The organism is uncultured Flavobacterium sp. (assembly GCF_937967675.1).
Lineage (GTDB): Bacteria > Bacteroidota > Bacteroidia > Flavobacteriales > Flavobacteriaceae > Flavobacterium.
Genome location: NZ_CALBSN010000113.1, coordinates 1 through 10,430, shown reverse-complemented (window position 1 = coordinate 10,430; position 10,430 = coordinate 1). Strand labels below are relative to the sequence as shown.

Annotated in this window: 9 protein-coding genes; 2 read left to right on the top strand and 7 right to left on the bottom strand. The window is 32.9% G+C overall.

The window, feature by feature from the left end:
- Nucleotides 1–413: 413 nt before the first annotated feature.
- On the top strand, nucleotides 414–1,478 hold the full coding sequence (locus Q0075_RS07705; protein WP_297869006.1) for an adenine-specific methyltransferase EcoRI family protein: 1,065 nt from the start codon (nucleotides 414–416) through the stop codon (nucleotides 1,476–1,478).
- Nucleotides 1,475–2,566: a DUF262 domain-containing protein gene (locus Q0075_RS07700; protein ID WP_297869005.1), complete on the top strand. Its 1,092-nt coding sequence runs from the start codon at nucleotides 1,475–1,477 to the stop codon at nucleotides 2,564–2,566. Before Q0075_RS07705 ends, Q0075_RS07700 begins: the two co-directional genes overlap by 4 nt.
- 156 nt (nucleotides 2,567–2,722) lie before the next feature.
- Here Q0075_RS07700 and clpX read toward each other — a convergent pair whose 3' ends face one another.
- From clpX to Q0075_RS07665, 7 genes are all read right to left on the bottom strand, one after another.
- Entirely contained in the window at nucleotides 2,723–3,955 is a 1,233-nt protein-coding gene (clpX, locus tag Q0075_RS07695) for an ATP-dependent Clp protease ATP-binding subunit ClpX (RefSeq protein WP_297869004.1), read from the bottom strand.
- Nucleotides 3,956–4,036: 81 nt separating this feature from the next.
- Nucleotides 4,037–4,693 carry an ATP-dependent Clp endopeptidase proteolytic subunit ClpP gene (gene clpP, locus Q0075_RS07690; protein WP_073580848.1) on the bottom strand — a complete coding sequence of 219 codons (657 nt, stop codon included), beginning with the start codon at nucleotides 4,691–4,693 and terminating at the stop codon, nucleotides 4,037–4,039.
- A gap of 161 nt (nucleotides 4,694–4,854) precedes the next feature.
- The gene (tig, locus tag Q0075_RS07685; protein WP_297869003.1) at nucleotides 4,855–6,180 is read right to left on the bottom strand and encodes a trigger factor; all 1,326 of its coding nucleotides are present in this window, start codon (nucleotides 6,178–6,180) and stop codon (nucleotides 4,855–4,857) included.
- A gap of 101 nt (nucleotides 6,181–6,281) precedes the next feature.
- Nucleotides 6,282–6,626, bottom strand: a complete 345-nt coding sequence (locus Q0075_RS07680; protein WP_297869002.1) for a phage holin family protein — start codon at nucleotides 6,624–6,626, stop codon at nucleotides 6,282–6,284.
- A gap of 77 nt (nucleotides 6,627–6,703) precedes the next feature.
- A complete protein-coding gene (locus Q0075_RS07675; protein WP_297869001.1) occupies nucleotides 6,704–8,266 on the bottom strand; it encodes a G-D-S-L family lipolytic protein in 1,563 nt (520 codons plus the stop codon).
- A gap of 17 nt (nucleotides 8,267–8,283) precedes the next feature.
- The gene (locus tag Q0075_RS07670; protein WP_297869000.1) at nucleotides 8,284–9,522 is read right to left on the bottom strand and encodes an outer membrane protein transport protein; all 1,239 of its coding nucleotides are present in this window, start codon (nucleotides 9,520–9,522) and stop codon (nucleotides 8,284–8,286) included.
- 121 nt (nucleotides 9,523–9,643) lie between these two features.
- Nucleotides 9,644–10,405 carry an alpha/beta fold hydrolase gene (locus Q0075_RS07665; protein WP_297869007.1) on the bottom strand — a complete coding sequence of 254 codons (762 nt, stop codon included), beginning with the start codon at nucleotides 10,403–10,405 and terminating at the stop codon, nucleotides 9,644–9,646.
- Between the last annotated feature and the right edge of the window lie 25 nt (nucleotides 10,406–10,430).

The window sequence follows — 10,430 nt, the reverse complement described above, 5'->3', positions numbered from 1 at the left end:
GCTGTACATCTTTTAACTAAATGCCCTACAACTTTTGAGTAAAAGATGTAGGGCAGTTGATTTATTAATGAAGTATAAGTAAAAATAGTACAGTAAAGAAATTTTTTATTTCTAATGAACTTTTAAATACCTTTGTAATAAGATAAAACAAAAAATTATAGGAGTATAAAAATATAAACATATCGTTGAGCTTTTAGCTCTTATTCTCTCAACTCGAAACCTGAGAAATTTCGCAATATGCACGAGAATAAGTCGCGTAGGTTCACACCAGTCTGGTGTGGACCGTTCGTGCTTATTTGTGCATAGGGTCTTCTCAGGTACCCGAGTTGAACGTAAGCATTTAAACGGACGGCAACCACACCTTTTTTTTATGCTTATTAGTTTAAGAGCAAGCTTCGCTTTTAAACTAAACTATGACAAAGCAATCTTCCAACACCAATCTCCACAAAGCCAAAAACAATAAGAAAGACGAGTTTTATACCCAACTTTCAGATATTGAAAACGAGTTACGGCACTATAAAGAGCATTTTAAAGATAAAGTCGTTTATTGTAATTGTGACGACCCCAGAGTTAGCAATTTTTTTCATTATTTCTCCTATAATTTTGAGCATTTAGGACTAAAAAAATTGATAGCCACTTGTTATAAAAATCAAGATGCCGATTTGTTTAGTACAAACACTTCCGAACAAGCCGTATATCTCGAATACATTGGCGACAAAAATGGGAACAAAGTACCCGATGCCAATGAAATTGGTGTGAAACCCTTGAAAGGCGATGGCGATTTTAGAAGCCAAGAAAGTATTGAACTCCTCAAACAAGCAGATATTGTCGTGACCAACCCTCCTTTTTCTTTGTTTCGGGAATATGTAGCGCAATTGATTGAATATGATAAAAAATTTATCATCGTAGGGCATCAAAATGCAATAACCTATAAAGATATTTTCAAATTAATTAAAGAAAATAAAATGTGGTTAGGTTATGGTTTTAAAGGCGGGGCAGGACATTTTATTAATACCCAATATGAAAATTATGCAACGGCATCGGATAAACGTGATGGAATGATACGGGTTTCAGGTGTAGTTTGGTTTACAAATTTGGATATAGACAAAAGACATGAAGATTTAATCCTCCACAAGAAATATACACCAGAAGAATATCCCACTTATGACAATTATGACGCTATTAATGTGGATAAAACAAAAGATATTCCGGTTGATTATTTTGGAAATATTGGAGTGCCAATAACATTTTTAGATAAGTATAATCCAAAACAATTTGAAATAATAGGACAAGGTCAGGGAAATCTTTACAGGGAAATGGCTGATAAAGGTCTGAATAAAAAATTTGTAGAAGATTATTACAAAAGTGGTGGCACAGGTTCAATTAAAGAAGATCATCCTGTATTAGGTTATTATGACAAAAATAATAAACCCGTGATTCCATATATGAGAATAATCATCAAAAACAAAAAACTATGAACATAGAACTCAAAGAAATTAGCGTAAGAGAATTAACCAATGGTTACAAAGACAATAACGATGATGGCGTAATAGGTTTTGGAGGAAAACTAGACATTCGTCCGCCTTATCAACGTGAGTTTGTCTATGATGTAAAAGAACGTAATGCGGTAATCAATACGTTACAAAAGAATTTTCCACTGAATGTGATGTACTGGGCAGTACGAGATAGTTCAGCAAGCTCAGCCCAAGAATTGGAGGTAATTGATGGGCAGCAACGCACTATTTCTATTTGCCAATACGTAAATGGCGATTATTCTATTGACGGTTTGGCGTTTCATAATTTACCTAAAGATAAGCAAGAGCAAATTTTGGAGTACAAACTAATGGTGTACTTCTGTTCTGGAACCGATAGCGAAAAATTAGATTGGTTTGAAACCATCAACATTGCTGGAAAAGTATTAACAGAACAAGAATTGCGTAATGCAGTCTATTCTGGTTCGTGGGTGTCGGATGCTAAACGATATTTCTCAAAAAATTCTCGTCCAAAAATTGGCGATGAATACTTGAACGGTTCGGCAAATCGCCAAGAATATTTAGAAAAAGCGATTGATTGGATTTCGGAAGGAAAGATTAAAGAATACATGTCTAAAAATCAGTTTGAACCCAATGCAAATGAACTATGGTTATATTTTCAAAGCGTCATTAATTGGGTTAAAGTTACGTTTCCAAAATACCGCAAAGAAATGAAAGGGATTGAATGGGGAACTTTATATAATATATACAAAAACGATAAATTAGATGCTAAAGTTTTAGAAGAAGAAATTACGCAGTTGATGTTAGATGAAGATGTATCCAATAAAAAAGGGATTTATTATTTTGTATTAAACCGAAAAGAAAAACATTTAAGCATTCGTACTTTTTCGGAAAAACAAAAACGAGAAGCCTATGAGCGCCAAAAAGGAATTTGTGTGAAATGTGGCGAAAAATTTGAACTAAATGAAATGGAAGCCGACCATATTACCCCTTGGCACGAGGGCGGAAAAACGGCAGCAGATAATTGTCAAATGTTGTGCAAACACGATAATAGAATTAAGTCTGGAAAATAATATCCTGCAAGGTCTTTTTTTGACCTTGTAGGTATTTCAATTCACACCTACAAGGTTTTTGAAAACCTTGCAGGAGAATAAAGCGCAACGATTAAACAAATAAAGCTCAAAAACACACGTTTCTGAGCTTTATCTTAGTTTTTACTGAGCTACAAGTTAAGAAACTGCTTTTAAACGTTGTAATAAATTTTTACTTAAACTATTCTCAGCATATTGTTTTGTTACTTGCAAATGTTTATCGTCAGAACTTGGTAATTCATACATAGCATCAGTTAAAATAGCTTCACATAAGGAGCGTAAACCTCTTGCTCCAAGTTTATACTCTAAAGCTTTTGATACAATATAATCCAGAGCTTCTTCTTCAAAATTTAAGTCCACCTCATCCATTTCAAACAATTTTTTATATTGTTTTACTAAGGCATTTTTAGGCTCTGTTAAAATAGCTCTTAACGTTTCTGCATCCAAAGGATCCATGTGCGTTAGAACTGGCAAACGACCGATAATTTCCGGAATTAATCCAAAATCTTTTACGTCCTTTGGAATTAAATATTGCAGTAAATTATCCTTATCAATTTGGTCGGTTCCAATAGACGAACTATAACCAACTGCTTGTCTGTTTAAACGTTTTGAAATGATTCTTTCGATTCCGTCAAAAGCACCACCTGCGATGAATAAGATATTTTGTGTATTTACTTCCACAAATTTTTGATCGGGATGTTTTCTTCCTCCTTTTGGTGGCACATTCACAACGGTTCCTTCTAATAATTTTAACAAGGCTTGTTGTACGCCTTCTCCCGAAACATCTCGGGTTATAGAAGGGTTATCGCTCTTACGGGCAATTTTATCAATCTCGTCAATAAAAACGATACCTCTTTCGGCTTTAGCTACATCATAATCGGCAGCTTGCAACAAACGAGTTAAGATACTTTCTACATCTTCACCTACATAACCTGCTTCGGTTAATACGGTAGCATCCACAATAGCTAGCGGTACGTTCAACATTTTAGCAATGGTTTTTGCTACTAATGTTTTCCCTGTTCCGGTTTGACCTACCATTAAAATATTACTTTTTTCAATCTCAACTTCGTCTTCTAATTGAATTTGCATCAAACGCTTGTAATGATTGTAAACTGCTACACTCATTACCTTTTTAGTTTGATCTTGTCCAATAACGTAGTCATCTAAAAACGCACGAATTTCTTTTGGTTTTAAAAGAATTAAATCGGCAATCAAGTTGGAATTACCTGATTGTTTTAATTCTTCTAATACAATTCCGTGAGCTTGTTCGATACACTTGTCGCAAATGTGCGCATTAATCCCTGCAATTAATAAATTGGTTTCAGGCTTTTTCCTTCCGCAGAATGAACACTCTAATACTTCTTTAGCCATCCTTTTTTAGTTAGCAGTCACAGTATGCAGTCACAGTTATATCGCTGAAAACTGTGACTGAAAACTGAAAACTATATTTATTTATCTTGTTAAAACCTCATCAATCATTCCGTATTCTTTTGCTTCAGCAGCAATCATCCAATAATCTCTTTCGCTGTCTTTGTAGACTTTATCGTAAGGTTGTTTTGAATGTTGTGAAATGATTTGGTATAATTCTTCTTTTAATTTCAACATTTCTTTCAAATTGATCTCCATATCAGTTGCCACTCCTTGTGCGCCTCCAGATGGTTGGTGAATCATTACTCTAGAATGTGGTAATGCTGAACGTTTTCCGTCTGCTCCAGCACATAATAAAACCGCTCCCATTGAAGCTGCCATTCCGGTACATATAGTTGCTACATCAGGTTTTACGAATTGCATTGTATCGTAAATTCCTAATCCGGCATAAACACTTCCTCCTGGTGAATTGATATAAATACTAATATCTTTAGAAGCATCAACGCTTTCTAAAAACAACAATTGCGCCTGAATAATGTTTGCTACATAATCATCAACTCCTGTTCCTAAGAATATAATTCTATCCATCATCAAACGAGAGAACACATCCATTGAAGCAACATTTAATTGACGCTCTTCAATGATGTATGGAGTCATACTGCTCACAATTTTATCGTAATATAAACTGTTTACTCCGTGATGCTTTGTAGCATATTTTTTAAATTCTTTTCCGTAGTTCATAATTTTTTGTTTAAATGTTTAGCGTTTAAAAGTTTAAATGAATAGAACTAAAAAACAATATAATTTGTAAGGTTATCTCTGTATTGGTAAAATCAAAGGTTTTCAATAAAAAAGCGCCAAAACTAGTTTGACGCTCAAAGATAATTATTTTTTACGAGAAATTATTCTCCGTACATTTCTTTGATGAATTGTTCGTAATTTACTTCTTTAGTTTTAGCTTTTACTTTCTCTTTGTAAAGACCAAGTAATTTTTCACTCATCACTTGCTCTGATAAACGTTTTACTTCATCTTGGTTTGACATTACACGAGCTACAATTCCGTTAATTTCATCTTCTGAAGGATTTAACTGACCAAATTGCGCCATTTGTTTCTTGATTAAATCAGCAGTATGTGCTTTTAAATCTTCGAATGTGATTTGTAAGTTGTTATCCGCCATTACTTTTCCTTCGATTAATTGGAAACGTAATCCTTTTTCAGATCTTGCGTATTCTTCTTCTGCTTGTTCAGCAGTTAAAGGCGTTTCACCAACTGTTTGAATCCATTTTTTTAAGAATTCCGCTGGTAAATCAAATTTTGTAGTTTCGATTAAGAATTCTGTAACATCGTTTAAGAATTTTTGATCTGCTTGCTGTGCAAATTGTGCTTCAGCATCTTCTTTGATTTTCGCTTTTAATTCTTCTACAGAAGAGATAACTCCAGGTCCGAATAATTTATCGAATAATTCTTGGTTCAATTCCGCTTTTTCAACCGAATTGATTTCCTCAATTGTAAAATGAACATTGATATCTAAACCGTGAACATCATCGTGACTTACTTTTAAGTAATCCATTAATTTGTGATCGTCATCAAATAAACCTTTAGTTCCGATAGTTACAACATCACCTACTTTTTTACCGATGAATGCTTTTGCTACTTTTTTATCAGCAAAAATATCTAACCCAAAGTTTGCTGGAGCGTTGATTCCTTTTTCTTCATTAGTAAAAGTCCCTCTTACTTCGTAGTCTGCTTTTACTTCAGATTGAGAAATTAATTTTCCGTATTGTTTTTGGATTCTTTCCACTTGCTCATTCAACATTTTATCATCAGCAATAACGTTGAATTTTGTAACATTATTTTTAGCTGTTAAGTCTACTGAAAACTGAGGCGCTAATCCTAATTCGAAATCAAAAGATAAATTATCATTATCCCAGTTGAAATCTTCTGTTACTTTTGGAAGTGGATTTCCAAGAATATCTAATTTCTCAGCTACTAAATAATCATTTAAAGACGATTGTAAAATTTTGTTTACTTCATCTAACAATACCGCTTTACCATATTGTTTTTGAATTAAACTCATTGGAACTCCACCTTTTCTAAAACCTGGAACCGATGCGTTTTTTCTATAGTCAGTTAATACTTTTTCTACTTTATCTGAATAATCTTCTTTCGTAATTGCTACCGTTACAATAGCATTTAAATCATCAACCTGCGTTTTTGTAATGTTCATTATTTCTTTTGTTTAAGTACCATAAAATTTGGGTTGCAAAATTATAGAATTTTTACAACCCAAACAAGTTTTTAATTCACTGAAATTCAATTCGCTAAAAATTAATCTTCGCTAACAAAAATTTTATTTAAAATTGACTGAATAATAGATAATAAGACACTAAATAAAAGTGCATCTAAAAACCCATCTACTCGAAACTCTAGAATAAAATAATCGCAGATTAAAATTATTATAGCATTGATAACCAATAAAAACAATCCAAGTGTAAAAAAAGTTACTGGTATTGTAAGTAAAACCAATATTGGTTTTAAAAACGTATTAAGTAAACCCAAAACAACAGCTACCATTAAAGCACCTGTAAGACTAGTAACATGAACACCTGGTAAAAAATAAGACAGTACAAAAACTACTATTGTACTAATAAGAAGTTTAATAATTAAATTCATTATGATTTTATTTAAAATTTAAAGTTACAAAAAAAGGCATCAATAATGATGCCTCTTTTTTAATTATTTTTAAACTCTTAATTTGATGGTACAATACTTATACCAGGGAAATTAGCTGGAGAATAAATTGGAATATTAGCATGATAATGATTATTAATCACTTTGATAATCTCATTAGCAATTACAGCATAACCTCTTGGATTTGGATGCACACCGTCTAATGAAAACAACACAGAACTTGCGGTTGTAGGTGAGAAATAATTTGCAGTATAAATGGTACCGTCATCAATTCTCAACCCAGAAACCAATTGATTCATGATTAAATTCATATCTGCAACTGCCAAACCTTTTGAAGCAGCGATTGATCTGATAGCAGCATTATAAGATGAAGTAGCATTTGCAACTTTTACTTTTTCATTTGTTGTTAAAACCCATTTATTTGCTAATGGTAATGTTATACCATTAACATTAAAAGGAGCTGTTCCTGCAGGATTTTCTTGACCAATAATAGAACTCGATGGTAAAACAAATAAATCTTCCGCAGTAGCATGTCTAGCTTGACCATAAATTACTCCTAATGCAGCAGCATTAGCCATCAACAAAGGATTACCAGAGCCAGCAGCATATGCTTGAATTGTTGCACTAATATTTGTTAAATCTGTATCTTTAATTAATACTGGATTTTTTGAACCAGGTGTTGTATTTAAAGGAGAAATTCTACCTCCTGTCGCAACTGATAAAAATTGATATAATGCAATTGCAGTAGCATTAGATGCCGTAGCTTCTGCTGGTAATGCATTATAAGGAACAGTTGTAAAATAAGGAATAGAAGTCACACTTGGGATTGTAGCAACAACTCCTTTAGCACCATTAGCAGTCAACGTATTAATAATATTTGAATAAACCCCTGCAAAATAATCTGAATTTGTAATATCATTAGCTCCATAAGTAGCAGGATTCATATTTCCTGTAATATTATGGTCAGCAGCAGGTGTAACACCGTCAGCTTTAGCACCACCGTTAGTAGCATATGATAATACATCATTAGCACCAATCCAGTTAGTGAAAAAAGTAGGATTTTTAGTCATCGCATCTCCTAAAACAGTAGCTGATGGAGAAGTTGCATGTCTAACAAAATAAGGATTAGATTGACCAAGAGCAACACCTGCTAAATTTCCATAACCAGGCGCAACCAAATGAAAGGATTTTGCACCTGGAACTCCCATATTATTATATGCAGTAGCTTGTAAATTTGAAACTTCAATAGATGGAGTTCCAGATAAATTTTCTGGACGACCTTGAGAAATGTCAATCACTAATCTTGTAGAACCAATTTGATTACCAAACAACATTAATCCTCCTAAATTGCTAGCATCATCTTCATAAGAAGGTTGAGTGAATGCTCCACCACCAACTAATGCAAATTTTTGAGCTAATAAATTAGGAAAAGAATAAGTTTGTCCCACTCTTGAAACCGTTCCATCCATGTAACCAGCGGTCAAAGAATTTCCAATTGCTACATAAGAAGTAAAATCTGCATCACCAGAAGTATAGTTTGCATCTACTTCGTTCTCAAATTCTGGTTCACAAGAAGCAAAACCAGCCGCTAAAATAGCTAAGTATATAAATTTATTTTTCATCTTTCAAATATTAAAAATTAAAACCCGTATGTTATACCAATTCCTGGAGAGAAAACAACAGATTTATATGTTCCTCCAAAGCTACTTCCATCACTAACATGGTCGTAAGAATTATCAACTTCATCAAAATGTAAGTAAAGGAAAGAAAGGTCAATACCTAATTTACTGTTTACTTGATAAGTTAAACCTCCTGTATATCCCATAGAGTCATTTCTAGGTGTTTCTGGTGCAAAATAACCATCTTGTACAGGACTTTCATCAAAATACCATCCTGCTCTAAAAGTAAATTTATCATTTGCAACATACTGCATTCCCACTCTATAAGTGCTAGAATTTTTATAATTTCTAGGATTATGTGAGTCCTGAAGTGTTGGTGTATTATTAGTAAAGTCAACATCTAAACTTTTGTAAGCACTCCACATTGCTCTATTATAATCAAATGCAACTAAGAATTTATCAGTAACCTTATAAGACATACCAACTGTTAACTCTGCAGGCAATGGCAAATCTGCATTAAATTTTGTTGTTGGTGCAGTTCCAAATTCTGGATAATCACCAAAAGTAACATCACCATCTCTAGCTTCCATCATTATTTCAGAACGGTAATTCATTCCTAAACGTAATTTATTTGTAGGATTAAACATAAATCCTGCTGTATAACCCCAAGCGGTGATTCCTTTTGATTCAATAGTTAAATCTGTTCTTTCACCACCAGAGTTTGTAGTTGATCTATCTACGTTTCTATTAAAATTAACAGATCCTGTAGCAAAAATTGGACCACCACCTACACTAAAATGCTCTCCTATTCTTACAGAAAGAGAAGGTTGAACAAAAATAGCTTGCAAATCAATATTATTTACCAAGTGAGAACCTTGCCAATCTTGATCCCATTCAACAGCACTTCCGTAAGGTGTATAAACAGCTAAACCAGCAGTAAACCAGTCGTTTAACTTATAAGTAGCGTAAACACTAAAAGGAGTTCCAAAATTTTTAGTATCAGCTTCCCAACCATATTGAGAATTTTGAAATTTAGTGTTAGCAAATAGCCCATTTGCCCCAACAGATAAATTAAATTTCTTATCTAAGTAAGCCATACCTGCAGGGTTAAAAAAAGTAACCTCTGCACTATTTACTACAGCAACACCAGTGTGTCCCATAGCTAATTGTTTTTGGCCTTGAATACTAACTCTATATCCACCTGCAAAAGCAGTAGAGCCAGCCAAAGCCAATAATGTTAAAGAAAGTAATTTTCTCATAATGTAAAAATGTGTTAGTTTTTTCTTTGTTATTATAAATCAATACTTCAAAATTATAACAAATTATGAATTTTACAATTTTTTTAACTAAAAAATTATGCATGCATAATTTTTTAGCTTGTTATTTAATAAAATTTAATACGTAATTATAAAAATCTTTTGGATTTTCAGCATGCAACCAATGGCCCGCATTTATTATCGTTTCTATTTTTGCGTTTGGAAAATGATGATATATAGTTTCGAAATCACTATCTAATATGTAATCAGATTTATCACCTCTTAAAAATAGTGTTTCTTTATTATAAACGTTTTCAAAAGGCAATGCTGTTCCAATGGTCTCTATTTTTTCATTAAAAACTTTTAGATTGAAACGAAAAGCCAATTGTTCTGGGGCAGCCCAATATAAATTTTTTAATAAAAATTGTCTTGTTCCAAAGTCTTTTATGTAGCCCGAAACTATTTCTTCCACTTCTCCTCTACTCGGTTTTTTAGAAAAATCAACCGCATTCAAAGCTGCTAAAATGGTTTGGTGATGTGGTGCATAATATTTCGGACCAATATCAGCCACAATTAATTTAGAAACTAATTCAGGATATGTTGTTGCTAAAAGCATTGCAACTTTTCCACCCATAGAATGTCCTATAATACTGATATCTATTAGTTTATGATAATCGCAATATTGCTTTACATCTTCTACCATGATATCATATGAAAAATCTTCTGAATGAAAACTTTTACCGTGATTTCTTAAATCTAAAGCATGAATTTGGAAACCTTCATTAGCAAATTGAGTTCCTAAAGTTTTCCAATTATCTGACATTCCTAAAAACCCATGAATAATTACCAAAGGCTCTCCTTCTCCTTCTATTCTTGAATGCAACAACATCTTATTTCAATTTTTGAAGATA

What these genes read in the sequence shown, in the direction of transcription:
- Q0075_RS07705 (WP_297869006.1), top strand. Translation starts at nt 414, where the DNA reads ATGACAAAGCAATCTTCCAACACCAATCTCCACAAAGCCAAAAACAAT.
- tig (WP_297869003.1), bottom strand. Translation starts at nt 6,180, where the DNA reads ATGAACATTACAAAAACGCAGGTTGATGATTTAAATGCTATTGTAACG.
- clpP (WP_073580848.1), bottom strand. Translation starts at nt 4,693, where the DNA reads ATGAACTACGGAAAAGAATTTAAAAAATATGCTACAAAGCATCACGGA.
- clpX (WP_297869004.1), bottom strand. Translation starts at nt 3,955, where the DNA reads ATGGCTAAAGAAGTATTAGAGTGTTCATTCTGCGGAAGGAAAAAGCCT.
- Q0075_RS07700 (WP_297869005.1), top strand. Translation starts at nt 1,475, where the DNA reads ATGAACATAGAACTCAAAGAAATTAGCGTAAGAGAATTAACCAATGGT.
- Q0075_RS07670 (WP_297869000.1), bottom strand. Translation starts at nt 9,522, where the DNA reads ATGAGAAAATTACTTTCTTTAACATTATTGGCTTTGGCTGGCTCTACT.
- Q0075_RS07680 (WP_297869002.1), bottom strand. Translation starts at nt 6,626, where the DNA reads ATGAATTTAATTATTAAACTTCTTATTAGTACAATAGTAGTTTTTGTA.
- Q0075_RS07675 (WP_297869001.1), bottom strand. Translation starts at nt 8,266, where the DNA reads ATGAAAAATAAATTTATATACTTAGCTATTTTAGCGGCTGGTTTTGCT.